We start from the raw sequence: 25,966 nt of genomic DNA, 5'->3' as shown, positions 1-25,966 counted from the left end.
AAGAACTTTGAGCGTACTTTATCTCACGCCAAAGCCCAAATCGATCTTTGCTTCATCCGGCTAATGCTGAAGAGGCTTTCAGCCCCTTCTTAAGATATCAAATGGGCTCTATAGAAATTCGCCTTGATTTCTGAAATGTCCCAGTTTTTTTGAGCATTACAGCGAACAGTTTTTCTGAAACCATCCATTTTGCGTGCGCGACGCGCACGCAAAATGGATGGTTTCAGAAAAACTGTTCGCTGTGTTGTTTGAGTTGAACTGCGATTATTTCCAGAAGTAGGGTGCGGCGAGTGTTGAGAAAGAAATGATTACCCGGCAGCCAAAACAGGGATAGAGGAAGACGAGTATATCTATGCCAGGCTTTTAAGTCATCCGCAGGGGCTTCGGAATCTTCTGTACCACCAAACACAGAGATGGGGCAGTCAAGAGGGGGTTGCTCAATGTAAGTATAGGTTTCACAAATGGCAAAGTCTGCCCGTAGGGTGGGCATCAATAGTTGCATTAGTTCAGGGTTATCTAAAATTTGTTGTGGTGTTCCTTTCAGGCATTTAAGCTCATGGAGAAGTAGCGAATCTGCTAAGGTGTGAAGCTGCCTGGGGTTGGGGATATGGGGAGCCCGACAACCCGAGACAAACAGGTGAAGAGGGGGAGGAGCCTGATGGAAACGTAGCTTCTGTGCTAGCTCAAAGCTAATTAATGCACCCATGCTATGACCAAAGAAGGCGTAGGGAACATCGAGGTAGGGACGAATGTGGCGGGATACGGTTTGCACTAGGGGGGCGATTGCCTCAAATGCAGGCTCTCGTACGCGTTCCTCCCGGCCAGGAAGTTGAATGGGACATATTTCTATTGAAGACGGTAGCTGATGTAGCCAGGATCGGAAAATGGCCGACCCCCCACCTGCATAGGGTAGGCAGAACAGCCGCAATGCAGGAGTGGATGTGGGATTGAGACACTTAACCCAGGGATTGAGGTAGGTAGGAGCATGCATGGCTATGGTTTGAGCAATGGTGAAACGGCGGTATTACTTGTTGAGTTAGGGCTGCCACCTCGAACTAAGCGCCCATCTTCCATATAAATAATGCGATCGGCAATATCGAGAATGCGATGGTCATGGGTGACCATGAGCACCGCGCAGCCCTGTTCCTTAACCAGTTGTTGCATCAGGTTGACTACATCACGTCCTGATTTTCGATCTAGCGCGGCGGTGGGTTCATCCGCAAGTACCAGCTTTGGGTGGCAGACCAAGGCACGGGCAATAGCGACACGCTGCTTTTGGCCACCGGACAGATGATGGGGATAGGCATATAACCGATTTTCTAAACCAACCGCCTGAAGAGCTAATTCTGCTTTGAGATGAGCTTCTTGAGGGGAACAGCAATCGTGAAGCTGAATGGACATTTGCACATTTTGAAGAGCCGTTAGGGATTCAAGCAAGTTGTGGGCTTGAAAAATGTAGCCGATCTGACGGCGAACATAAACCAGTTGGTCTTCAAGCGCCCCCCTCAGTTCTTGCCCTAACACTTTGAGGCTTCCTTTCTGAACAGCTCGCAATCCACCAATCAGGGTCAATAGGGTTGTTTTTCCAGACCCCGATGGGCCTGATAAAATTACAATTTCTCCCACTTGAATTTCCATTGTGATATCAGACAGGATATAGCGGCGCAAAGCTGCCTGCCCGAAGCAGTAGTTAAGAGATTGGATCGAAACAAGGGGTGATAAAGACATAGGAAACTGATATTACTGTTAGAAAAGGTTTGGAATTTTCCTCGGTGTGGGACAAAACTTCGAAAACCCAGATTATTTATTGCAGCGGTTTCGCCGCTGCAATAAATAATCTGGGTTCTGGAGGGGTTTAATTTTTTGTCCTGGGCTAAGGAGATGTTCATTGATGGGTACAAGCCTCCAGATTTTTAGAAAATTTCGGCAGGGTCAGCCTGTTGCAGCCTTCGCATAGCGATCGCCCCAGAAACAACACACATCAATAGCGACAGCATTAACACAAAGACCACACGGCTTAACCCCATGGATAGCGGTAGAAACGTGGCTGACTTTGTTGCCTGGTATAACAACACAGACAGTAGAAAACCAGGGATATAACCCAAAACAGCTAAAATAATTGATTCTTGAAATACAACACTCAATAAGTAGCTATTTTTATAGCCCATTGCCTTCAAGGTGGCATATTCTGCTAAATGGGAGGAGACATCAGTGTAAAGGATTTGGTAGACAATAACGGTTCCTACGATAAACCCCATCCCTACTCCCAGCGTGAAGATAAATCCAATGGCTGTACTGGTTTGCCAATATTTTTTCTCAAACTCGATGAATTCCTGGTGAGTCAGGACTTTGATATCGTTGGGTAGAATGTTGGCGATATAAGCTTGTGTCGCTGCAATATCGGTATTGGGTTGTAGTTGGATCAGACCAATGGTGACTTCATTAACAGTGCGATTGGGGAAGAACCGCAGAAAATTTGGTGTGCTTGTAATAATATTGCCATCCGCCCCAAAAGACGGGCCAAGGGTAAATAGCCCAACGACTCTAACGGTCTTGCCATTTAATTCTGTAGAGATGGAACGGCCCTGATCAAATCCCGTTGCGATCGGCCCATACTCTGTTCTTGAGGCTCGATCAAATAAAACATTATGCTCCAATTTAGTTAGGTCGAGCGACTGGGTTACTTCTGGTAATTCAATAGCAGCATCGCCCACGTCGAACCCATAAACATATATCGTGCGGAAGGTTCCCTGGTCGGGATTCTTCCAATCTCCAAAACCAACATAAACTGGGCTAACAGATGTTACCCCCTTAACTCCTAAAACTTGATATAAGCGCCGTCTGGAAAACGGCATCATGTAACCTAACGATTTTGAACGAGAACTAATTAGAATTAAATCTCCCTGCAAGCTCTTATGAAAACGAGCCGCACTATCATAAAGTGCAGCCTGAAAACCAAGTTGCATAAACATCAAAATAACAGCAAAGGCAATTCCTGCCAGAGCGATAACAAAACGAATACGCTCTCGACTCAATTGTAGCCATGCTAAGGGAATAGAAAATCGCATTGCTGTATAAAGTTATTGAGTAGAAGTTGAATTTAAATGAATGACGACATTAACCTGCAAGTTGGTGAAAGATGCAACACGCTTACTATCGTTTGAATTTAATTGAATTTTGACATCGACAACTCTTTGATCCACATCAGCCACAGGATCTGTACTAATAACGCCTTGAGAATTTACTTGGAATCCAACTTGCACAACTTTACCCTGGAGAGTTCCTGGGAATGCCTCACTGGTAATGGTTGCAAATTGACCGACCCGCACATTCCCCACATCCGATTCATAGACCTCGGTCATTACATTCATCTGCTGCGTTCCGCCTAGGGCAACAATGCCGCGATCGCTCACCCCTTCCCCCGGGCGGGAGTAAATTTTCAGAATTTGACCTGCCCTGGGTGCGCGCACATAGGCCAAGTTCAAGTCAGCTTTTGCCTTAGCCACATCAGCGATCGCGCTCTGTACTTCTGCCTGGGCTGCCTGCACATCTGTTGGGCGAACCTCTGCAATTTGACTGAAGGTAGCTTGAGCGGCATTAATCTGCTCTCGAAAGGTGGTTTCAATGCGTCTGCGATCAGCTTGCGCCTCATTCCATTGCTCCTGCGCAGTAATCATAGCTAATTGTTTATTGTCCAGTTGGGATGCAGTCGTCGCCCCCTCCTGGAACAGGCTTTGAAAGCGAGCATATTCCGTTTGGGCATTTTGCAATTCAGCAGCGAGCCGAGCAATGATTTGATCCTGGGCATTTAGCTGACCCTGTAGATCGGCTTGAAGACGAGCGATCGTTGCTCGCTGAGCATCTAGCTCCCCTGTTTTAGCTCCTGCTTGTACTTGAGCAAGATTAGCTTGAGAAACCTCGACTCGCCTCTCAGCCTGCTTTACAACCGCTTGCAAACTTTCATAGTTATCCAGAACAGCAACGATATCTCCTTCTTTAACCCATTTTCCCTCCTCAACTAATAATTGAGCCACACGGCTGCCCATCCCATTGGGAAGTACGGGAGCCGATAGATCCACCACATCCCCTTCGGGTCGCAAATATCCTAAAGCTGAAATAGCTATTCTCTCTAGATTATGGTTAGCCAGATCAGCTGCCGCACTACGCCGAAACCGCGAAACATAATTCATTGTGACACCGCTAACTGCTAGCGCAGCAGCCATAATCCCAAAGATGAGCCATCGGGCGGATGGTTTGAATAGGGGCTTGTCAGTGGAAACAAAGTTGGGTTTCACAGTTACTTTAAAAACGTAGTAGAGGTTGCAATTAACGGCGATCGTTTCTCCATGCCTGGGGGGTTGTGCCATGCAATCGGCGGAACTGTCGGAAGAAATGGACAGTGTGATGATAGCCGACCTGGCTAGCGATCTGCTCAACAGCCTGATCCGTTTCTAATAGGAGTGCGCAGGCAGCAGCCATACGGTGTTGAATAATCCACTGCTGTATGGTTTGCCCAGTTTGCCGTCCCATTAAATTAGTCAGGTAAGCAGGTGAATAGCCGACAGCCTGAGCTACATCGTTGAGGGCGATCGCTCGGTGATAGTTAGTCTTAATGAAGCGGAATACCTCATCTAAGGGTGGGTCATAAGACTCGATCGCCTGGGACAAGAGAGAAGCCATCCCTACAGATTGCTGAAGATTTGAGGATGATTGGGAGGACAAGCTTTGGGCAGCATAACTCTGGTGGCGTAGGCTTTGCTGTTCTAGTTGAGCTGTGATCGTTCGCACCAATTCTTCAATGCTGCAAGGTTTAGTTAAGTAACCATTAGCTCCCAATTCCATAGCTTTATGGAGATCGGAACGATTCATGTTCGCAGTCACGAAAATGAGGGGAATGATAGCAGTTCTAGGATCATCACGCAGAGTTCTAAGAACAGTAAAGCCATCGGTTTCTTGGAGAGCAATTCCAGAGGTGATAAGGTCAGGCAAGTAAGACTGGGCATATTGAATTCCCACTCGCCCATTTTCAGCGCCTAGCGGCTCAAATCCCTGGGATAATAACCCATTAATGAAGGCATTACGTACTGGCGTATGTTCCTCAATCACAAGAATTCTTTTGGATGCGTGCTTGCTCATTTGCACCCCCTTAAATGTGAAAACGAATTACCCTCGCTTGAGTAGACCAGCCAAGTCAGGAACGCACGATCTCAACTCTTTAAGCTCAACAAAGGTTCAGCTCCTGAAACTTAACTCCTGTATTAATGATTCAACTTCTGCCTTAAGGTTCATAAATTTGGATTTACCCTGTGGATTCTCACTCCAATCTTCAATAACATTAAGTGTTCCATTGAGAAACTGTGCTCGACAGGCATGACGCTGGATCTTACCACTAGATGTTTTGGGAATACTTCCCAACTTGACTAATACCGTCGCGTAGACTTGTAATCCATGTTCAGCTGTAATTGCATGACTAATACAGCTAATTACCTCTTTTATATTCAATTTTCGTAAATAGCTACGTTCTACTTCCTGCACAATCACCAGTCTTTCTTCCCCTTTCACATCTACCGTAAAAGCTGCACCCGATGCTGGACTAAGAGCTGGATGGCTTTTTTCGACGGTTAATTCAATATCTTGGGGATAATGATTTTGTCCTCGGATAATCATCAAATCCTTAATTCGTCCAGTGATAAATAGTTCACCATCTAGTAGAAAGCCTAAATCTCCAGTGCGGAGAAATGGCCCTTTTTCTGTACCTGCGTTATAGGCGTTGAATGTTGCTTCTGTTTGCTCAGCTTGATTCCAGTATCCCTGAGCCACACTATCCCCAGCGACCCAAATCTCACCGACTTGATTAGCAGCACAGGGAGTCAAATTCTCGGGATCAACAATTATAACCTCTAAACCCGAGAGGCTATGACCACAACCGACAATGGCGCGAGTTTCTGAACGATCACTTCCAACACGAATCTGATTCTTTTCCAAAGCTTGGGTATCAACTCGCTGAATGGATGGAGCGGCTGCCCCAGTTTTACCTGATACAATCAGGGTCGTTTCTGCCATACCATAGCAGGGATGAAAAGCTTCCTTCCGGAAACCGCAAGGAGCGAAGGTTTCTGCAAATTGCTCTAAGGTATCAGCGCGAACAGGTTCAGCTCCTGTAAAGGCTACTCTCCAACTACTCAGATCAAGGGTCTCCAACTGTTCGGGCTTCACTTTACGGGCGCACAAATCAAAGGCAAAATTTGGGCCACCGCTGGTGGTTACCCCAAACTCAGAAATGATTTGTAGCCAACGCATGGGTTTTTGCAGAAAAGCTAGGGGTGGCATTAATAGCGTTGGCGCTCCTACATAAAGCGGTTGAAGAATACCGCCAATCAAACCCATATCATGATAAGGCGGTAGCCAACTCACCCCCAAGCTGTCAGGAGTATCCGCAAAGCATTGGTGGATTAGATTTGAGTTGTGCATGATGTTACGGTGGCTTACCATAACTCCTTTAGGAGTACCTGTAGACCCAGACGTATATTGGAGAAACGCCAGAGTATTTGGGCTGATCAGAGGAGCTTGCCAGTTAACAGCGAAAGAAGTGTTGATGGTATCTGTTGCAACCAACTGCAACTGCGCCAACTCACCCTCTTCTGCAAAGCGGTCTTCGATGGATGCAATGATGGAGGTAGTGGTTAAGGCTATCGTAGACTGGGAAGAGGACAGGATAGCTTGCAGACGGGACATATTTTGATTACGCCGGGGAGGGTAAGCAGGCACGGCAATGACACCTGCATACAAGCATCCGAAGAATGCTGTAATAAACTCCAAACCAGGGGAATAGATGAGGATGGCCCGGGAGCCTGAGGCGTTGAGATTTTGGAGATAGGTCGCGATCGCGCGAGCCTGTCGATCAAGCTCTCCGTAGGTGAGCCGACCCGTTTCAGTTTCGCCATCTTGTAGGAACGTGTAAGCGAGACGATCGGCCTGGTGTTGTGCGCGATCGCGTAGCAAATCGACCAATGTCAAAATGCCTGATTCAGTAACACTGGGAGGGGTGAAATAAGCTGTCATCTTCTTCTCCTTGATGCAGGATCAATACAGTAATGGCCATTGTTAGGCTGATATGTAATGACCAGTTCGTCATGCGTCAAAATTAATACTTAATTCTTGAAACTATTTGGCAGTGTAGATTCGCCGTTGATTTTGCTTGAAATTCCTGTGATAGAGGCATGTTGGCAGATCCTTAAGTATGGGTCTGCTTTAAGTGTGCTTATTAATTAGCACATAACCAATGAAGCTCAAATTCTTTAGACCTGAAACTCGGATGGAGAGCGATTCGTTGCCAAGTAGCTTTCCGATTAAGAGAAGTATCCAGCATCAGGAACATTCTCCACTAAATATCACCAAACTTAAGCGAAATTACGTTTCCATCGCTACGCTTTTCAGATTTTTTACGGTCTGCATTCAGATCTTTCTCCAAAGGAGAAGAAAACACCAGTCGTATACTGCACTATTTGACTGGAATGACTGATCTATCAAATGGAATAGGAATGCAAGCGATTGCCTTATCTTAAGAGAGAAGCCAGGAAGTTCCAGGTATCTATCTTTAGGTAGAGAGGCTTGTATTGGGCGTCTTGAAGGGAGATATGCTGCAACCATAGACATTGATATATAGTGCTCCTGTTTGTTTTTAAATAGGTAGCGATCTGCGCCTGCTACCTATTTAAAAACATTTCGAAACTCATTTCAAAAATTAGTCGGGTTCCTATCAAGGCCTTACTGTCAGTGGTGAAGCACTTGAGAAGTCAGGGTTTAGGGTTTTAGTTTTGTGGGGGCAAGATGTGTAACTATGAGCTCCCACTTATCTATTACATTCTTATTGCATTGGTATTGATCGAAAAAATAGTTAGTCAGATCGAAAGAATATTCATTGTAAAACTGCATAACTTCGGTATAGGCTTCACGGAGAACAATTTTTACAGAGCAATTAGCTTTTGCCTTGGAACCCAGCTATCTTCTCAGCAAAAGATGCCCTTTAAGCAGCTATTCCTGTGTCACTGAAGTAATGTGTATTGTATTTCACCTTTCATTGCTTTCCTACTTAAAGAAAGGTGTTATGGGACGTTTGAAGTAAATCAGTTGGTTGCTTCTATTACTCTCAGAATCACCCTTAGGTCTTGCCTTTGAGTAGTAGAGCTCAATCACCATAAAGCTCCTGCCCCCTTACCCATTCCACTCTCATCCAGCTCTAGTTCACCGTTAGTAACGGAACCCTTTTCAGGTGTGATTTATGGTCGCAAAGAAGACAATGAAACCTCAACTTGCTCTAGGAACTCAGGAGAGCCAACCATTACCATCCGCCGCAGAGATCCAAGCATGGATCACCACGTACCTCGCAGATTTACTTGAAATCGAACCTGATGAAATTGATGTCACTGTTCCATTTGATTGCTATGGTTTGGACTCGGCTGTAGCCGTGGGAATGACAGGAGATTTAGAGGATTGGTTAGGCCAAAAACTCGATCCAACATTGCTGTATGACTATCCTACGGTAGAGTCTTTCGCTCACCATCTCGCTGTGGAATTTGAGACGACGGCTTAGCATTGGTTTCAACTCGTCATTCCAACTATTCAACTGGCACTTCATTAGGACTGTATTATGCTTGATAGCAATCAATTGTCTGTTGCAAGCCAGGCTACTGCCCTAAATCATCCCCCAGATCTGGATGGCTCTGACTCAGGAGAATCATCAGATTCACAGAATAGTGGAGGGAAGACCATTCGGATTACTGAAATCAACTACCGACGGAATACCGAATCCGATTTCACCGAGAAAATTGAAGAATTAGACAGAACCTTTAAATACGAAAGTAACCAGGATTACTGGTGGAGTGAACCAGAGCTATCCCTGCTCTATGGTACTCCGTTGTATGACGAAGCATCTCCAAGTCAGCGGAAAGCATTGAACCACTTGTACTGGGCTACTCAATACAATCAAACGGCGGCAACGGAAGCTAACGCAATTCTCTATAATCAAGTGACAGCAGGAGTCTTCTCCACCGTTGGGGGGTATGGCGTTCTATGTGACGAATTGGATCTGGAAACAGCCCAAGAGCGCCATCACATTCATGCCTTCCACAGCATTGGCTACAAGACAAAAAAAGCACTCCTGGGGCAAAGCGGCTTCAACGCATCCATTCAGGGGAAAGCCGTATCCGGTAAGTTAGGTGCAGGCCAGCAGAGTAGCTCTAAGCAGAATCGTTTACCTAAAGTGGTCAATCAGGGCGCACGCTCGTCCTTGTTCTCCTTTAACCTTCAAAGCTCGCCTCTCTCGACCTTTCAAGACTCGGCACTGCGCTTTGTCACCCATGAGGTCTTTTTGAAGAAGCAGGCGCAATTCTACTCCAGCTACTTGCAAACCCTGGATGAGAAAGGTGAAGCGATCCCGGCTCAGACAACCGGGCTACTGGGGCAGATTGCACCGCGATCGCTCCTGCAATTCTTCACCCTCAACTGTGGCAGTTCCCCATTCATCGCCTGTGTGTTTTATGTGACACGCTTCATGGCGAATATGTTGCTGAAGAATTACGAATACCGTTACGTCCAGTATTACCGGGAGTTGGAAAAAAACAACGAATTTATTCCAGCTCCAACAGCCGTTTCCTATAACCACCTGATGGACGAAGCATTTCATACAACAACTTCGCAGTTGATTGCTCAGGATCTCTACAAAGACTTTCCCAAGCCAACAGCTTATGAACGGTTCTTTGCAAATTTAACAATTTACCGAGCACAGCAAGTGGGATTGAGCGGTCTTTCGGGTGGGTTACCGGCCATCTTCCGCAACGATGGGGATTTTCTACTTTCTCTGTACCGTTTGCTGCAATCTCCTGTATTTGAAATGTCTAGCACCGATGCTTTGCATTGGTTAGAAAGATGTCTATGTCAGGAGCATGAAGGATTCCATCGGAACCTCAATTACCATCATCGGTTGTTGTCTGACCTGCGTCGTCATTTTGAGCCCTTAGATTATCTCTGGGCCGTCAATCGAGACGTTCGTATTATGGCTGCGGGTGGCTCTATTCCGCAGGCTCTGGAAGCCAATACACAAGCCTTTACTCAGTTTTCGAGCTCACTTGCGGCTTAAAGATTGCGCTTGTGTATGTCGTGCACTTAGTGGAAGTAGTTGTAGCGTGAGGTCTGGCAGTGGAACCCATCGCAATTGTTGGTATTGGATGTCGTTTTCCTGGTGCTAAAAATCCTGAAGCCTTCTGGAATCTTTTATCCGGTGGGATTGATGCGATCGCAGAAGTTCCAGACGATCGCTGGGATGTTGATCAGTTCTATAATCCCGAGCCTGGAAAGCCAGGGAAAATGAGTACTCGTTGGGGTGGGTTCCTGGAGCAGGTGGATCAATTCGATGCCGCTTTCTTTGGCATTTCACCCCGCGAAGTGGAACGGATGGATCCGCAACAACGGCTGGTACTGGAGGTAGCCTGGGAAGCTCTCGAAAACGCAGGCATTGCCCCAGATTCCCTCAGTGGTAGTCAATCTGGCGTATTCATGGGCATTGGAAACTATGATTACTGCCGGTTGCTAGCCAAGGATGTCAGCCGCATCAGTGCCTATGATGGGACGGGGAATACCCTATCCATTGCCGCCAATCGCCTTTCCTACACGTTGAACTTGCGCGGCCCCAGTGTTGTGGTTGAGACGGCCTGTTCCTCCTCGCTGGTGGCTGTGCATTTCGCCTGTCGCAGCTTGCAGAGTGGAGAGTCAAACCTGTGTCTGGTGGGGGGCGTCAGCCTGATGCTGTCACCCGAGCCGTTTATCACCTACTCCCATGCTCACATGATGGCGGCAGATGGCCGCTGCAAAACCTTTGATGCCCGTGCTGACGGGTATGTACGCGGCGAAGGCTGCGGTGTGGTTGTGCTGAAGCGGTTGTCGGATGCCATCCGGGATGGCGATCGCATTCAAGGCGTTATTCGGGGTACTGCGATTAACCAGGATGGCCTGAGCAATGGTTTGACGGCTCCTAACGGCCCGTCTCAACAGGCCGTTATTCGCAGCGCCCTGAGCAATGCTGGGGTAACACCCGAGCAAATTAGCTATGTGGAAGCTCACGGCACCGGAACATCCCTGGGAGATCCTATTGAGTTCAAATCTTTAAAGGCGGTGTTGATGCAGGCGCGTCACCCCGAGCGCCCGTGCTGGCTAGGTTCCGTCAAAACAAATATTGGTCATCTGGAAGCCGCATCGGGGATCGCCAGTGTGATTAAGGTGGTGCTGGCCTTGCAACATCAGGAAATTCCACCACACCTCCACCTACAGGAGTTAAACCCCTACATTTCTTTGGCTGGAACGACCTTTGCTATCCCCACAGAGCCTCATCCCTGGACGGTTGCGGGAACCCGTTTGGCGGGGATCAGTGCCTTTGGATTTGGTGGAACCAATTGCCACCTCGTTTTAGAGGAAGCACACCCCGACTTTAACGCCCCTGTAGACAAAAACGAATTCAACCAACAGCTTACATTACCGATCGCCCCTCTTCCTGAACGGCCTCTGCATCTCCTCACACTTTCTGCGAAGCATGAGCAGGCACTTCGAGACCTAGCCACGTCCTATCAAAACTTTCTTGCCACTCACCCCCCTGCGGCTCTGGCCGATATTTGCTTTACTGCAAATACGGGGCGATCGCACTTCGACCATCGACTGGCCGTGGTTGCAGGTTCTACCCAGGAATTACAGGAGCGTCTTGCAGAGTTTATCCAGGAAAAGTTTATCCAGGCAAAGGGCGCTGATGGCTGGGTCAGGGGTTTGGTGCCCAACCGCAAGCGGCCTAAGCTGGCGTTTCTGTTTACTGGGCAGGGTTCGCAGTATGTCCAGATGGGACGGCAACTGTACGAGACGCAACCTGTGTTTCGGGCAGCGCTAGATCGGTGCGATCGCATTCTCCGTTCCTATCTGGAGCAGCCCCTCCTGCAAGTGCTCTATCCCGAAGACGGGACTAGCTCACCCCTGGATAATACCGCCTATACCCAACCGGCCCTGTTTGCGCTGGAATATGCCCTGGTACAACTGTGGCAATCCTGGGGTGCCGAGCCGGGGCTGGTGATGGGTCATAGTGTCGGAGAGTATGCTGCGGCCTGTGTTGCTGGAGTGTTCAGCCTGGAAGATGGCCTGAAGCTGATTGCGGCACGGGCCAGGTTAATGCAAGCATTGCCCATGAACGGGGCAATGGTGGCTGTATTTGCCAGCCAGGAGCAGGTGCGAAGCGCGATTCAAGCCTATGGAGCGCAGGTGGCGATCGCGGCCATCAATGGCCCCCGCAGCATTGTGATTTCGGGTGAGAAATCAGCGATAGAAGCCGTCGTTGCATCCTTGCAACAGGCGGGGATCAAATCCAAACCGCTGAATGTTTCCCATGCTTTCCACTCACCGTTGATGGAACCGATGCTGGCAGAGTTCCAGCAGATTGCATCAGAAATTCAGTATGCTGCACCACGCATAAAGTTGATATCCAATTTGACGGGGGCGATCGCCACAGATGAAGTCGCCACCGCAGAATACTGGTGTCGTCATGTGCGGGAATCGGTGCAATTTGCTCAGAGTATGGAAGTGTTACAGCAGCAAGGTTATGAACTGCTGGTGGAGATTGGGCCAAAACCAATTTTGTTGGGAATGGGTCGTTATTGTTTGCCGGATGGGATAGGTACCTGGTTGCCAAGCTTGCGACCGGGAGAGGACTGGGCATCCATGCTGCAAGCGTTGGCGACCCTTTACACGCGTGGAGTGACGATCAACTGGGCAGGTTTTGATCAGGACTATGTCCGTCATCGTCTGCCCTTACCTACCTATCCATTTCAACGGCAACGGTATTGGGTGGATATTCCAGACCATGTGAGCAATGGAAAACATACCAATTCCGCACCCATTGTTCTTGCAAAACATCCAGATGCGATCGCCCAACTTACCCACTCTCTCACAACCACAGGTGAATTATCTGAGGATGAACTGAAGCTAGTTCCCAGACTTTTGAATTTACTGACACAGATACAGGAGCGATCGCCTTCGACACCCAATCAAAATATCGTAAAAGATTGGTTGTATGAGATTCAATGGCAACTCAAATCGTACGAACTTGAGAATTCAGCGCAGAACGGATCTCATCCATCTGCTAGCTGGCTTATTTTTGCGGATACGAAAGGGATTGGAGAATCTCTAGCTGAACAGTTACAAAGCCAGGGGCAAACAAGCTTGCTCGTCTATCCCAGTTATCAATTTGAACGCCAGGAAGATCGGGTTTGGGCTATTAATCCATCCTGTCGAGATGATTTTGATCGCCTTCTATCTGACATTACTGCAACCTTCGATCGCCCCCTTCAGGGCATCATCCATTTATGGAATGTCGAGGCTCCCGCTGCGGAGCAACTCACCTCCATTGCATTAGAACAAACCCATCGGCTGGGCGTGGGTAGTGTGCTGCATCTGCTGCAAGCCCTCATTAACCAGAATGCCGTAGCGAACTCGGCTCCGCGACTGTGGCTAGTAACCCAGGGAGCCGTTGCGGTAGAGACAGCGCTTCCCTCAATCGCCCAATCGGCGGTGTGGGGGTTGGGTCGGGTGATTTCCCTGGAACACCGAGAACTGTGGGGCGGCCTGATTGATCTACCGCTTACCACTAAAGTGGCGGCGTCCCAGCATGCAATGGCGATGCTACGCGAAATTCAAGTTCCTCCAGCAGAGGATCATGTCGCCTTCCGGGATGGGCAGCGGTACGTCGCCCGATTGGAACGTTCGTCATTGCCCTCTCAGCCGGGATCGCCTGAATCTGGTGTTGAAGCGCCTACCACTCCAGTGCGATCGGATGCGACTTACCTGGTGACGGGAGGGCTGGGAGCATTGGGCTTGCAGGTGGCTCGTTGGCTGGTTGAACAAGGGGCACGCCATCTCGTCCTCACGGGACGACAGGTGGCATCCCCCCATGCTCAAGGCACGCTTGAGCAACTAGCGCAGGCCGGCGCTAATGTTGTCGTCGTCCAGGCCGATGTTTCCAGTGAGGCGGATGTTGCGCGGGTGATGGCTACCATCACGGCAACGTTACCGCCGTTGCGGGGTGTCATTCATGCCGCAGGTGTGCTGGATGATGGCATCTTATTGCAGCAAACCTGGGAGCGATTTACCCGAGTGATGGCAGCTAAGGTGCAGGGTGCCTGGAACTTACATCGACTAACTCAAGACCAGCCCATTGACTTTTTTGTGTTGTTCTCCTCGGCAGCGGCGCTCCTCGGTTCTCCCGGACAGGGCAACTACGCAGCAGCCAATGCCTTCATGGATGGATTGGCGCATTACCGCCGCGGCCTGGGCTTGCCTGCCCTGAGCCTCAACTGGGGAGCCTGGAGTGAGTCTGGGATGGCAGCTAATCTGAGCGATCGCGATCAAACCCGATTAGCATCTCAAGGAATTCAGGCGATCGCCATCCCCCAGGGCTTACAAATTCTCGCGCAGGTTTTAGGTGGCGATCGCCCGCAACTCGGAGTATTGCCCTTTGACTGGGCTGTGTTTAAGCGCCAGTGGGCCGGACAGGAACCTCCCTTACTCAGGTCTCTCCTGGGTTCGGTAGATACCGCTGCGATCGCCCCCACCAATCATGAGTTTCTTCAACGCTTGCAGACGGCTCAGCCCGCCGAACGTCAACCGTTGCTGTTAAGCTACTTGCAGCAGCAGGCAGCCCATGTTCTGCGGCTACCAGTAGCGGAGATTGATCCGGGGCGATCACTCCATGAAATGGGTCTGGATTCCCTGATGGCGGTGGAATTGACGACTCTCATTCGTTCAGAACTCCAGGTCGAGTTGCCAATTCGGGCACTGATGGAAGATCCTAGCCTGGATACCCTGGTGGCGTTGATTACAGAGCAACTCACACCGGGAAGTCCCACTGTTCTGGTGCGGGAGGAACGGTTGGATCTGAGCCGGGAGGTAGTTCTAGATCCAGCAATTTGTCCAGAGGGGGCGGCGATCGCGGCCTTTGATGAACCGGAATCCATTTTCCTGACAGGGGCATCGGGCTTCCTAGGAGCCTTTCTTCTACAGGAGTTGCTAGATCAAACGCAGGCGGATCTGTTTTGTCTGGTACGAGCAACCGATGCTGAGTCTGCCACGCTTCGTTTACAGAACAATCTCAAAACTTACGGCCTGTGGCAGGAGGTGTATGGTTCGCGCATTGTCCCCATCCTTGGGGATCTGGCAGAACCTCAGCTAGGTATTGCCAATGCCCAATTTGAGCAATTAGCAGGACGGATTGATGCCATCTATCACAATGGTGCGTTGCTCAATTACGTCTACCCTTACGCCAAGTTCAAACCCATTAACGTCTTAGGCACCCAGGAAGTTTTACGGCTGGCCTGTCAAACCAAAGTCAAACCTGTTCACCATATTTCCAGTGTGGCGGTGATGGAATCCTCCGCTTACTATAATCAGCGAGTCACAGAAGATGATCCCGTCGATCATTGCGAGGATATTTATCTGGGTTATTCCCAGAGTAAATGGGTCTCTGAAAAGCTGGTTCAAATTGCCGGACAACGGGGGCTTCCCATTACTATCCATCGTCCTCCTTTGGTATCGGGTCACAGTCAGACAGGCGTTTGGAATACGGATGGTTTCCTTTGCCGCATGATGAAAGGATGCATTCAAATGGGCAGCATTATGTCTGATTTGGATCTGCTGCTGGATCTCTCGCCTGTGGATTACAACAGTCGGGCGATCGTCTATTTGTCGCAACAGAAAGCCTCCCTCGGTAAAGCATTCCATCTGCAAAATCCACACCTCTTGCATTGGAATGAACTAATTGAGTTCATGTGCTCATTGGGCTATCCCATGCAACGGGTTTCCTTTGAAGCATGGCAGGAACAGCTCAGCCATGAACGCAACAATCCCCTCTACCCACTCCTGCCCTTCTTCCGGCATCAATGGCATAACAAGCTCACCTATATTGAGCTTAACGAGCAGGGCTATCGACCTTTAATCGCCTGTGAAGCGACCCTCGCGGCTTTATCGGGCAGTGGAATTGTTTGCCCCCGTCTGGATGCGTCCCTACTCTCCGCCTATTTCTCTTACTTTATCGGCAGTGGTTTCCTCACAGCCCCTAAAGTTCCTGTTACGCCATAACCCATTTCCATCCCTCAAATACCTTCGTTAAGGACTGTACGGAATCATGGCTCCAACTAAAACCCTCGCATTTTTGGTGACTGCCTTTCCGCCAGAGGTTAGCGGCTCAGCTCACTTCAATTGGGCTCGCGCTCAGTGGTTTGCGGAACAGGGCTACCGTGTTATCGTTTTTGCTCCCGATTGGAAAAAGGGCGCAAATACATCGGTTGTTGGCGAGAATTTGATTGTTGAGCACTATCCATCTAAACCTTGGATTCCCTACAAGCTAACCTATGTACCGACTTTTCAGGCGGCACGGCAGATCAGTGAGAAGATCGATCGCTACCAGCCTGATTTGATCGTTATGACCGATGTAGAACGGTACTTCTTGCTCAGTTCATGGCAATTACCAGGTCGTCGGTACGCGCGTGCCAATGGCGTTCCTTACTTGGCGGAGTACCACACGGATGTCTATAACTTTTCGTCCACCTATCCGGGGTGGCAGTGGTTGCGATCGCTCGTCCGCCAGTCTCGACTGTTGAGTTTTCTCTACGATCAATTAGACACCACCGTTTGCCCCAGTGCTGCTGCCAGCCAAAGCTGCCAGGAGATGGGCGTCAAAAACACTCATATCATCCCTTTCTTTGGTACAGATATTTCCACCTACAACCCGGAACGGCGGAATCGCCAACACCTGACATGGTTAACGCCCAGGGAGCAGGATTATAAAACCATCATCTTTTTAGGTCGCTTAGGTTTTGAGAAGCGTGTGGATTTATTGATAGAAGCTTTTGCTCAATTAAAACAACGGCAACCGGATTGTTCCTTGCTTATTGTGGGGGACGGCCCTCCTGATGTTGTGAGTTCTTTAAAAACACTAGCAGCCCCCATTGCCGATATTCACTTTACCGGATTCCTAATGGGAGAGACAAAGGCTAATGTCCTGGCCTCCTGTGATCTGTTTTGCAGCCCCTCTCCCTATGAAACCTTTGGTCTAACGGTCGTGGAATCCATGGCTTCGGGGGTTCCGGTCGTGACGGTTAAAAGTGGCGCTGTAGCTGAGTATTTGGTCGATCAGCAGAATGCTTATCTTGTGCAACCCAACGATGCCGTTGCCCTTGCCGATCGCCTTCAATTTGCACTTCAAGCTGACAATACAACACTCATTCAACACGCTCTAAAGGATGCAAAGCACTATTCTGTCGAGCAGGGTTGTCAGAATTTACAGAATTATTATCATGAATTATTCATGGTAAAACAAATTAACAAAATGGGTTTTCCAACCTTAGAAGGAGTTTAGATTGATGTAATTGGAACTCTCCAGGTAAAGATATGAGAAGTTTCGGAGAAACTCAGAATCAATTTTCACAGAACAGCTTGTGAAATACTCGGTTATTTATAGCGTATTCCTCATGGATCAATAGGATTACCTTCCTACTATTCCTCTTCACTATTTCTGCCAAGCGGAGTCAGACAACATGATTGAACTAAAGCGAGTCGTTGTCACAGGTTTAGGAGCTATTACTCCATTAGGAAATACTGTTCAAGACTATTGGCAGAGTCTCCTAAAGGGGCATAGTGGCATTGATTTTATTACCCACTTTGATGCGTCTCGCTTACCCTGCCAGATTGCCGGGGAAGTCAAAGGATTTGATCCCTGCACCTACTTAGAGCGGAAAGAGGCCAAACGAATGGATCGTTTTGCTCAGTTTGCAGTAGCGGCCAGCCATCAGGCTTTGGAAGATGCCGGGATTATCATTAGCGATCGCAATGCCGACGATATCGGTGTACTCATCGGCTCTGGCATTGGTGGCATCAAAGTCATGGAAGACCAGCAAGAAATTTATCTGAATCGTGGGGCCGATCGCTGTAGCCCATTCATGATTCCCATGATGATCGCCAACATGGCTGCCGGACTCACCGCTATCCATACCGGAGCCAAGGGACCAAATTCCTGCACATCAACGGCCTGTGCGGCAGGCTCTAACGCTATTGGCGAAGCTTTTCGGATGATTCAATACGGTCATGCCAAAGTGATGATGTGTGGCGGCACGGAAGCAGCAATCACACCTCTATCTGTAACGGGTTTTGCCAATGCAAGAGCCCTCTGCACCCGCAACGAAGAACCAACCAAAGCGTCCCGTCCATTTGATCGCGATCGGGATGGCTTTGTCATGGGAGAAGGAGCAGGTATTCTAATTCTGGAGGAATTACAACACGCCCTCGAGCGCAATGCCTCTATCTATGCTGAGATTACAGGTTATGGCTTAACCTGTGACGCTCATCACCTGACGGCTCCCCTACCGGGTGGAAAAACTGCCGCCCGAGCGATGGAACTGGCTCTGAAAGAATCGGAGTTATTCCCCAATCGAGTCAGCTATATCAATGCCCACGGAACGAGCACAGCCGCAAATGATGTGACGGAAACGTTAGCCATTAAACAAGCATTGGGTGATCATGCCTTTGATGTGGCCATCAGCTCTACAAAATCAATGACAGGCCATTTGTTGGGAGGGTCAGGGGGAATTGAAGCCATTGCCACGGTAATGGCGATCGCCACCGATCAGATTCCTCCCACTATCAATTTAGATAACCCCGATCCATCCTGTGATTTGGACTATGTGCCACAGCATAGCCGTTCGCAACATGTTGAGATAGCTCTGTCTAATTCCTTTGGATTTGGTGGCCATAATGTGTCCTTAGCCTTCAAGAAATTGCACAGTGTCTAATGTGCCTTGTAGGCCAGCTCTGGTTCAAAACAGAGTTTCTTTAACCGCTTCTAAATTGGCGTTAGAACCCTCACACATGGGAGTGATGAAGTGACTACTCTGGTAAACCACAACAATACGACTAATACTCCTGCATTGAAAGCGGAGGAGCGATCACCCAACCCGGTTACTCTTAATCCAAATCAACCGGTTCTGGCTCTGACAGATATTCAAAAACTACTGCCCCACCGCTATCCTTTCTTATTGGTCGATCGCATCATTGATTATGTCCCTGGAGAACGAGCCGTGGGAATCAAAAATGTTACGGCAAATGAACCGCAATTTCAAGGCCATTTTCCAGGGCAACCTATTATGCCAGGGGTCTTCCTGATAGAAGCAATGGCTCAGGTTGCCGGGGTCATATTAACGCAAATGCTGGAATCCAGCGAAAATCTATTTCTGTTTGCTGGAATTGATAAAGTTCGATTTCGCCGTCAGGTTGTTCCCGGTGATCAGGTCGTGATGCATGTTGATTTAATATGTGTAAAGCGGCAACGATTTGCTAAGGTACAGGCCCGTGCAGAAGTTGACGGAAAACTTGTGACGGAAGGAGAGCTTTCATTTTTCTTAGGAGCACCTGAACCAGATGAGAGCGATCGCTCTCATTCTGATCTCACACACAATAAACTGTAAGTTTTTTAGAAGCACCTGAGCGAGATCGAGTCATTGCTCTATCTCGTTCATATACAGAAGTTTCTCAAGGGTATCGGAGGACTGAAAGTGCGACCAAGACCATTGAGTTGGATTAGTTTCACAGCCCTATTGAGTTTAGCGTTAAATTTGGGGGGGATAGAACCCTCACCAGCTAAGAACAATCTTTCCTGTCAAGGGGAGAGTTGTACAGAGCAATCACCAGGCCCCTATGGATGCCTAGCCGATGCAACAGTTCTTGCAGAAATCAGACAAACCATCACCCGTCCGCAAGACGATTGGCAACGTCAGGAGATTATTGTCCAAAAACTCTATTCAGAAACCTGTCAGGCAAGCTGGACAAAAGCCTATATTCCCGATACAACTTTTCTGTTTGTTCGAATACGAGGAAGCGATAACGAGCTTGAAAACGTACGGGGCATGATTCAGGCTGATGGTGAGGACTACTTTTGGACTCAAAGTAGAATGTCAGATGGCAACTTAGCCAGCCAAGCATGTGTTTCTATTCCTATTCTTTCGGTTGGCATTGGGCATGATATCTATAATCAGTACTGCACAGAGTTTAACTAAATAGACTTGTCCGAAAATTTACAGCCCAAGCTGTGTTTGGCTTTGAGCGCGGCTGCACTCAAAGGAGACTCAACGACAGAATGCGGCTTGGGAATAGTTTCTGTTAGTTTAGACCCAAGACCATAGCATTCGCTAATTCACAGCATCTCTCCCATTTAAGGCTGAGGTGAAACGGGCCAAACAATCATACCTAATCGCAACCGCACTAAGCCACAAACGGTCAGAATCACTTGCTCATAAGTGTCAGAATGAAGTCGGAATCGCTCTTTTGCCACCCGGAAGATTCGCAGTAAACGGATCACATGCTCCACAAAAATCCGTCGTGTACTGGAAAATTCCTTGTTCTCTGCTTTTTGCTCAACCGTCAGTTCTTTGCCACGAGTATCAAATGACAGTCAGGCGTTGCATAATGAGAATGATATAGAGTTGAAAATGCTTTATGAATTGTCCTCATTGCACCAGCGACAAAATTGTTAAAAATGGGCATCGCAATGGTAAGCAAAGCTACTTGTGCCGAGACTGTCGTCGCCAGTTTCGAGACAATCCTCAGCAGGACTACATTCCAGAGGTCAAAGCCCTCTGTGTCACTATGTCCCTCAACAGCATGGGTTTTCGAGCGATCGAACGAGTGACCGGTATCAACTATAACAGTGTGATCAACTGGGTACGCCAGGCAGCAGCAGCTATTGCTGAGGAGAATTACGAGATTCCCGAAACGGCTCAACTCGATGAGTTAGAAACCTTTGTGGGTCAAAAAAACTAGGGCGGCAAAGGTAACTGGAGAGGGTATCAAAAGCCAGTAAACGCGTTGGTTATTTGCTGGTTCGCTCACGAAATTTCGCCATTTGAGGGCCTAATCCAGTCAGCTTTGCCGCCCTAGAAAAAAACAAAATCTGGTTGTGGACAGTCGTCAACACCAAACATCTCGGCATCCTCAAGTTCGTAGTAGGCGACCACTCGCTAGAGACCTTTAAGCCTTTGTGGCAAATCAAATTGTGATGGGTTGGGCTTGTTTTCTGTACATCACACATGGAAACCCTGTGTACCCTTGTGTGATTGAGGAGGGAGACCATTTAGTCAGTAAAACAGCGATGGCACGGGTCGAAGGGGAGAACTGTCGGTTACGGCACTACCTGGATCGGTTGCATCGTAAGACGTTATGTTACTCCAAGTCGGTCGAGATGTTAACACTCTCAGTCCAGTTACTCATTTACTATCTCAAGCATCATCGGATTCCATCATTCACTTAAATCATTCTCTACTGTGCAACGCCGACCTCTTCATCACTTGAGAGGATGGATTTACGTCCTCCCCTGGGAGCGTTGATCCGGACTTTTTGGCGTTCCACCTCGGCTTGTTGTTCGGTTTGTTTTAACTGGGCTTGTTCCAGTAGTTGGAGGAACGCTTGGTAATCAATACCCAACAGTTGTTGAGTGCAGTGGGGGTACTTGTGAATATAATGAAGTGGATTTTTCATCGTTGGTAGAGCGGCAAAAACTCCGTTCTACCATCTTTTTTCTCCCTCTTTTAGAACTGGGTTGAAAAGTCAGGCTTGCGCACTAGACCTGGCAGGAGACAGACGTTTAAGCATGACATGCACCATTGCCGCATAAATCATTGCCTCACTCCAACTGGGTAAGTATTCATAATCCTTACTCAAACGGCGAAAATGTCCGAGTCAGGAGAACGTTCGCTCCACCATCCACCGCTTCGGCAACAGCACGAATCCCTGCTGATCATCGCTGCGCTTGACCACTTCTAGCTTCCACCCATAACGATGCTGCACCTTTGCCAGGAAGTCTTTGCCCCCGAAAGTACTGTCTACCCAAATAATCTGTAAACAGTTCCACACAGTAGCGCCAAACAAGGCAGGCAAAATCAGCCCTTGATGCTCAGAACGTCCTGCACTGTGAACACACACGTCCAACAACAACCCCATCGTATCGACCAGAATTGTGCGCTTGCGCCCCTTTACCTTTTTGCCCTCATCAAAGCCCTTCTCCTGGGCTGCACCTGCGGTTTTGACCGATTGGCTATCAATACTGCCCGCACTGGGTTTTTCATGACGCCCTGCGGCTTGGCGCAGACGAACCCGCAACAGGTCATTCAATCGTTGCCAGATACCATCCTTGCTCCAGGTTCGGAAGTAGGAGTAAACACTTTGCCATTTGGGAAAATCGTGCGGTAAGTCGCGCCACTGACAGCCGTTTCGCAACAAGTAGAAGATCCCATTGCATACGGCCCGCATGGAGAGAGCCCGGGGTCGCCCACCAGGTTTTGCACCTAGAGTATGGGGGGATAGGAGTTGCCACTGGGTATGGCTCAGGTAACTGCGATATCCTTGTCGTGTCATTTCTGGGGTCTCTTCGTAGCCCCCTTTACTTTATAGCCCGGCTTTTCAAACCGGTTCTTATGTTTCGGACAGATCTAATATAACCATAGCCCTATGGATTATTAGGATGATGTGTGTGAAACCCTGTATGGGAGCTTCACACATATACCCCTGGCCCAACTGTTATGGCTACAGCTATACAATTAAAAGCGGTAGTTTTCTGTGCAATAAAGCATAGAAAGCCACCGCTCACAAAACGCATCAATCTTTTAATTGCTGTCCTAATGAAGAAGCATTAACTAGACAACAAAGATTTTTTCTGCATGACGTTTGAAAGTGTTTACGGATGCACAGTCAACAACAGCTAGCAAGTCGTTATCCTCAAAGATTTTGACATTTCCTTTACTGCCTACAAAGGATAAATCATCCAAGCCACTAACCTTAAGTTTGGTTGCCCCTAATTGGAAGTTCTTAATGAAATCATGGCCAAAGCCTTGATTCAAAGTTACGGTAGCACGCCCTCCAGTCAGGTGAATTCGATCGAAACCACTACCAGAGTCAATGACATCACGGCCACCTTTTCCATAGATGGTGTCGTCGCCACTTCCCCCAAAGATATGATCGGCTTTAGAGCCACCATAAATCAGGTCATCTCCCGTGCCACCCAATAGTGTATCCGTACCGCCATTTCCAAAAATCTGGTCATTTCCATCCTGACCATTAATCACTTCAGCAGCACGAGTACCCCGGAGGATTTCATCTCCAGTGTTCTCCCCACTGAAATTTTGAAGTTCTCCTGTGAAAGCATCTAGCTTAGCCGTCCAGCCATCAAAGGATCCAGCATTTAGAGCACCCAACGATCCCTGGGTAATACCTGTAGCATAGAGATTGCCTGAGTCATCGGCAACAATACCGTAGAGTTCATCGCGGTCACTTGTTCCGAATTGCGTAATCCAGATCTGATTCCCATTCGTGTCATACTTCGCAACCCAGGCGTCGTAGGATCCTGCATTAGTGCCGCCTAAGTCACCATCAGTGTATCCTGCGACATACAGGTTATCGCTTCCATCAATATATAGGCTGTAGGCTTCATCATCACCTGCGCTACCAAACTGTTCGACCCAAATTAGGTTCCCCTGATCATCAAACTTCGTCAGGTAGGCGTCATAGGATCCTGCATTGGTGCCACCCAGGTTCCCCAAAGTCCAGCCTGCAGTATACACATTCTCTGTACTGTCGGTCCGTACATCCCAGGCCCACTCATAATCTGAAGTGCCATATTGGATGATCCACTCTGTCGCACCAGTCGTATTGTCATACTTGGCGATCCAGTTGTCGTAAAGACCCTGGTTGGGGCCACCCAGATTACCAGAGGTCCAGCCCGCAGCATAGACGCTGCCATTGTTAGAAACAGTCAGGCCATAGCTTTCATCAAAGCTGAGGAGACCGGATGTACCTGTTTCTGTAAACCATTCCTGGTTGCCATTTGTATCAAACTTGATGACAAAGGTGTTATCTCCCGAAGAATCATCCACATCGGCTCCGGAGATAAAGACATCACCTGTCACTTTATCCACAGCCAGGTTAAAAGCGTTGAAAATAATGTTCTGTCCGATTTGACGAAGCCAAACCTGATTTCCTTCGCTGTCGAACTTCGCAACGAATGTATCTAAGGCGTCTGTTTGTCGGGGACCGCCTAATTCACCGTCGGTTACCCCAGTTACGTAGTAATTGCCTTGGTTATCGGTTTCGATACCATAAATAGTTTCAAACCCGGCAGTCCCAAATTGTTGGGAGAACTGAACATTACCCTGGCTGTCATACTTGGTGACAAAGTTATCCCGCAGCCCATTAATTGGCCCAGCTAAGGAGCTATTTGTCCCTCCGGCAACGAAAACGTTTCCAGAAGAGTCAACTGTGATGCCAAGGGGAATGTCATATTCTGTCGTGCCAAACTGTTGAATTTGGGGTAGCACAGGCCCAGAGGGCGGTGCAAAACCTCGGTAGTCAAAGGAACTATCGTTTACATTTAGGCCTGTGACTCCTACCAGGAGGGCGACCGCATCAAACTGATTGCCTCTTTCGTAGAGAACAAGGGTTCCCAGAGGAGTTTCTAACAATTGGTAATTATCAGCAGTCCCGTAGAGCTGAAGAGAATCCAGCCCGGGGGTAAAGTCAGCAATTAGCGCGACATCTCTTAGCCCTAAATAATTCGATGTAGGGGCACTATCCAGAACCCCATCAAATCCAGCGACTACGTAACTGGTGAGCGTACTGAAAATTTCTGTTAAATCAAACACGGAAGAGTTATCCGTTAGCTCAGCATTTACATAGTAAGGGCGAGTCCAGTCCCCCAAGATAAATGTGTCGCTCCATTGGCGAGCAGCTGGATCGTCAATTGCTAAGTCACCCAATAAAATATCTAACTGAAAATGGCCGGGATCTAGAGTAAGTGGCTGATAACCCAGAAGCACATCATTACCACTACGAGCCCAAAGCAGTTGAGTTGGACGGAACCCAATTGCGATATCACTACCGGGAGTATAAACCTGAAAGGTTACTTCATTTGCCATTTCACTGATCTCCTATGTCAAAAAATGGACAGCATGAGTTAATCCAACTTACATTGGAAATACATTACTTTTAGTCAGGGCATGTAAAGCTGTTGGAAATGTATAAATACACTTCCTGTGCAGCAGAAGTGGACGTTAAAACTAACGCCTTATCAAAGCAATAGGAATCACCACCAACTCAACCAATACAGGAAAGCAGAAATACACTTTGCATATTCCTCAGTCATATGTGTGAAGCAAAGCTTCATTGGTTTGGAGTGAACATGATTCTCCTCGCTTGCAATATAGATCGGAAGGCTTTAATGTTCTGAGCTGTAATACGGGAAAAAAATTTGATAGCTTAGTTGCTTAGAAACGCAACCTTACTTCTCCCTGTGTATTACTTCTTGAAAAAATTGTGCCACTCCGACAAGATGGCTGTCGAGATTTACAGACGTCTTTACACAAAAAATATACTCATATAAAGCCTTTTCCTCAGTGCTAATACTTAGAAAGCTCTAGATTGTCAATTTTATGTGTTACCGATCCAAGTACAGATACCGTCTTGGAAGCCAAGTTCGTGGCTAAGGGCTTGTAAATAAATAAACTCATGTTCCTTGCTGCCTCTGAACACGAGGAGAGAGGACGTAATTCCGTTGTGGACAAATCGGCTCTCCATGACTCTGTGTGAGGAGACTTATGAAGGTTGAAAGCAAGATAATAGCCTTAAACGGAAATGCCGAAAGTTGTTGAACCCATACCCCTGCCGGAGAGTGATCAGGATTTTGTGTAAGCGGTCTAAAATCCCCTTAATTCAGGAGACCGCATCATGGCACGAAAGAAAAAAGAGACTAACCGCGTGGATGAGATGCTCGATGAGCTGTTGGCAGACTGTCAGACGCCAGAGGATATTCTGGGCGAATCGGGGTTACTCAAACAACTGAGCAAACGAC

The 25,966-nt window shown here is 48.1% G+C and carries 16 protein-coding genes and 5 pseudogenes; 11 read left to right on the top strand and 10 right to left on the bottom strand.

Annotated features, from left to right (window positions below):
* A pseudogene (locus NDI52_RS31380) lies at positions 1-93 on the top strand (IS5/IS1182 family transposase); the annotation flags it as partial.
* A gap of 130 nt (positions 94-223) precedes the next feature.
* On the opposite strand, the gene NDI52_RS31375 reads toward NDI52_RS31380, so the two are convergent.
* From NDI52_RS31375 to NDI52_RS31350, 6 genes are all read right to left on the bottom strand, one after another.
* The gene (locus NDI52_RS31375; RefSeq protein WP_190769923.1) at positions 224-991 is read right to left on the bottom strand and encodes a thioesterase; all 768 of its coding nucleotides are present in this window, start codon (positions 989-991) and stop codon (positions 224-226) included.
* 2 nt (positions 992-993) lie between these two features.
* A complete protein-coding gene (locus NDI52_RS31370) occupies positions 994-1,728 on the bottom strand; it encodes a DevA family ABC transporter ATP-binding protein (RefSeq protein ID WP_190769924.1) in 735 nt (244 codons plus the stop codon).
* Positions 1,729-1,913: 185 nt separating this feature from the next.
* Positions 1,914-3,068: an ABC transporter permease DevC gene (devC, locus tag NDI52_RS31365; protein WP_190769925.1), complete on the bottom strand. Its 1,155-nt coding sequence runs from the start codon at positions 3,066-3,068 to the stop codon at positions 1,914-1,916.
* A 12-nt stretch (positions 3,069-3,080) separates the two neighbouring features.
* Positions 3,081-4,367, bottom strand: a complete 1,287-nt coding sequence (locus NDI52_RS31360) for an ABC exporter membrane fusion protein (protein WP_190769926.1) — start codon at positions 4,365-4,367, stop codon at positions 3,081-3,083.
* Positions 4,327-5,136 carry a DNA-binding response regulator gene (locus NDI52_RS31355; protein WP_190769927.1) on the bottom strand — a complete coding sequence of 270 codons (810 nt, stop codon included), beginning with the start codon at positions 5,134-5,136 and terminating at the stop codon, positions 4,327-4,329. Before NDI52_RS31355 ends, NDI52_RS31360 begins: the two co-directional genes overlap by 41 nt.
* A 96-nt stretch (positions 5,137-5,232) precedes the next feature.
* The gene (locus NDI52_RS31350; RefSeq protein ID WP_190769928.1) at positions 5,233-7,062 is read right to left on the bottom strand and encodes a fatty acyl-AMP ligase; all 1,830 of its coding nucleotides are present in this window, start codon (positions 7,060-7,062) and stop codon (positions 5,233-5,235) included.
* Positions 7,063-8,299: 1,237 nt separating this feature from the next.
* Between NDI52_RS31350 and NDI52_RS31345 the strand changes: the two genes are divergently transcribed.
* The 7 genes from NDI52_RS31345 to NDI52_RS31315 all read left to right on the top strand — a co-directional run bounded on the left by NDI52_RS31345 (position 8,300) and on the right by NDI52_RS31315 (position 20,129).
* Positions 8,300-8,593 carry an acyl carrier protein gene (locus tag NDI52_RS31345; RefSeq protein ID WP_190769929.1) on the top strand — a complete coding sequence of 98 codons (294 nt, stop codon included), beginning with the start codon at positions 8,300-8,302 and terminating at the stop codon, positions 8,591-8,593.
* A 57-nt stretch (positions 8,594-8,650) separates the two neighbouring features.
* Positions 8,651-10,138 (top strand): hypothetical protein, encoded by a 1,488-nt coding sequence (locus NDI52_RS31340; RefSeq protein WP_199330794.1) that lies wholly within the window; start codon positions 8,651-8,653, stop codon positions 10,136-10,138.
* 59 nt (positions 10,139-10,197) lie between these two features.
* Complete coding sequence (locus NDI52_RS31335) at positions 10,198-16,161, top strand: thioester reductase domain-containing protein (protein WP_348256986.1); 5,964 nt, start codon at positions 10,198-10,200, stop codon at positions 16,159-16,161.
* A 46-nt stretch (positions 16,162-16,207) separates the two neighbouring features.
* Positions 16,208-17,440, top strand: coding sequence for a glycosyltransferase (locus NDI52_RS31330; RefSeq protein WP_190769931.1), 1,233 nt, complete (start codon positions 16,208-16,210; stop codon positions 17,438-17,440).
* 178 nt (positions 17,441-17,618) lie between these two features.
* Positions 17,619-18,869 (top strand): beta-ketoacyl-ACP synthase II, encoded by a 1,251-nt coding sequence (gene fabF, locus NDI52_RS31325; RefSeq protein ID WP_190769932.1) that lies wholly within the window; start codon positions 17,619-17,621, stop codon positions 18,867-18,869.
* A gap of 90 nt (positions 18,870-18,959) precedes the next feature.
* On the top strand, positions 18,960-19,541 hold the full coding sequence (fabZ, locus tag NDI52_RS31320; RefSeq protein ID WP_190769933.1) for a 3-hydroxyacyl-ACP dehydratase FabZ: 582 nt from the start codon (positions 18,960-18,962) through the stop codon (positions 19,539-19,541).
* Positions 19,542-19,628: 87 nt separating this feature from the next.
* Positions 19,629-20,129: a hypothetical protein gene (locus NDI52_RS31315; protein WP_348256985.1), complete on the top strand. Its 501-nt coding sequence runs from the start codon at positions 19,629-19,631 to the stop codon at positions 20,127-20,129.
* A 155-nt stretch (positions 20,130-20,284) separates the two neighbouring features.
* Here the strand turns inward: NDI52_RS31315 and NDI52_RS31310 are convergent, their stop codons facing one another.
* Complete coding sequence (locus NDI52_RS31310) at positions 20,285-20,524, bottom strand: transposase family protein (protein WP_190769938.1); 240 nt, start codon at positions 20,522-20,524, stop codon at positions 20,285-20,287.
* A 44-nt stretch (positions 20,525-20,568) separates the two neighbouring features.
* On the opposite strand from NDI52_RS31310, the pseudogene NDI52_RS31305 reads away from it, so the two are divergent.
* Together NDI52_RS31305 and NDI52_RS31300 are read left to right on the top strand one after the other, a co-directional pair.
* Positions 20,569-20,886 (top strand): annotated as a pseudogene (locus NDI52_RS31305) (IS1 family transposase); the annotation flags it as partial.
* Positions 20,887-21,008: 122 nt separating this feature from the next.
* Positions 21,009-21,379 (top strand): annotated as a pseudogene (locus tag NDI52_RS31300) (IS1 family transposase); the annotation flags it as partial.
* Between the two features lie 8 nt (positions 21,380-21,387).
* On the opposite strand, the gene NDI52_RS31295 reads toward NDI52_RS31300, so the two are convergent.
* The 3 genes and pseudogenes from NDI52_RS31295 to NDI52_RS31285 form a co-directional block, all read right to left on the bottom strand.
* A complete protein-coding gene (locus NDI52_RS31295; RefSeq protein ID WP_348256984.1) occupies positions 21,388-21,606 on the bottom strand; it encodes a hypothetical protein in 219 nt (72 codons plus the stop codon).
* A gap of 69 nt (positions 21,607-21,675) precedes the next feature.
* Positions 21,676-22,482, bottom strand: a pseudogene (locus NDI52_RS31290) (IS5 family transposase).
* 278 nt (positions 22,483-22,760) lie between these two features.
* Entirely contained in the window at positions 22,761-25,034 is a 2,274-nt protein-coding gene (locus NDI52_RS31285; RefSeq protein ID WP_190773850.1) for an SBBP repeat-containing protein, read from the bottom strand.
* Between the two features lie 808 nt (positions 25,035-25,842).
* Here NDI52_RS31285 and NDI52_RS31280 point away from each other — a divergent pair.
* Positions 25,843-25,966 (top strand): annotated as a pseudogene (locus tag NDI52_RS31280) (IS256 family transposase); the annotation flags it as partial.

This window comes from Leptolyngbya sp. PL-A3 (genome assembly GCF_039962325.1).
In the GTDB taxonomy this organism is placed as follows: domain Bacteria; phylum Cyanobacteriota; class Cyanobacteriia; order Elainellales; family Elainellaceae; genus Vacuolonema.
This window is presented reverse-complemented; position numbering and strand designations above follow the sequence as displayed.

Bases quoted from the DNA above. Each gene is read 5' to 3' on its own strand.
- NDI52_RS31375 (WP_190769923.1), bottom strand. From the start codon at position 991: ATGCATGCTCCTACCTACCTCAATCCCTGGGTTAAGTGTCTCAATCCC.
- NDI52_RS31370 (WP_190769924.1), bottom strand. From the start codon at position 1,728: ATGTCTTTATCACCCCTTGTTTCGATCCAATCTCTTAACTACTGCTTC.
- devC (WP_190769925.1), bottom strand. From the start codon at position 3,068: ATGCGATTTTCTATTCCCTTAGCATGGCTACAATTGAGTCGAGAGCGT.
- NDI52_RS31360 (WP_190769926.1), bottom strand. From the start codon at position 4,367: ATGGCACAACCCCCCAGGCATGGAGAAACGATCGCCGTTAATTGCAAC.
- NDI52_RS31355 (WP_190769927.1), bottom strand. From the start codon at position 5,136: ATGAGCAAGCACGCATCCAAAAGAATTCTTGTGATTGAGGAACATACG.
- NDI52_RS31350 (WP_190769928.1), bottom strand. From the start codon at position 7,062: ATGACAGCTTATTTCACCCCTCCCAGTGTTACTGAATCAGGCATTTTG.
- NDI52_RS31345 (WP_190769929.1), top strand. From the start codon at position 8,300: ATGAAACCTCAACTTGCTCTAGGAACTCAGGAGAGCCAACCATTACCA.
- NDI52_RS31340 (WP_199330794.1), top strand. From the start codon at position 8,651: ATGCTTGATAGCAATCAATTGTCTGTTGCAAGCCAGGCTACTGCCCTA.
- NDI52_RS31330 (WP_190769931.1), top strand. From the start codon at position 16,208: ATGGCTCCAACTAAAACCCTCGCATTTTTGGTGACTGCCTTTCCGCCA.
- fabF (WP_190769932.1), top strand. From the start codon at position 17,619: ATGATTGAACTAAAGCGAGTCGTTGTCACAGGTTTAGGAGCTATTACT.
- NDI52_RS31295 (WP_348256984.1), bottom strand. From the start codon at position 21,606: ATGAAAAATCCACTTCATTATATTCACAAGTACCCCCACTGCACTCAA.
- NDI52_RS31285 (WP_190773850.1), bottom strand. From the start codon at position 25,034: ATGGCAAATGAAGTAACCTTTCAGGTTTATACTCCCGGTAGTGATATC.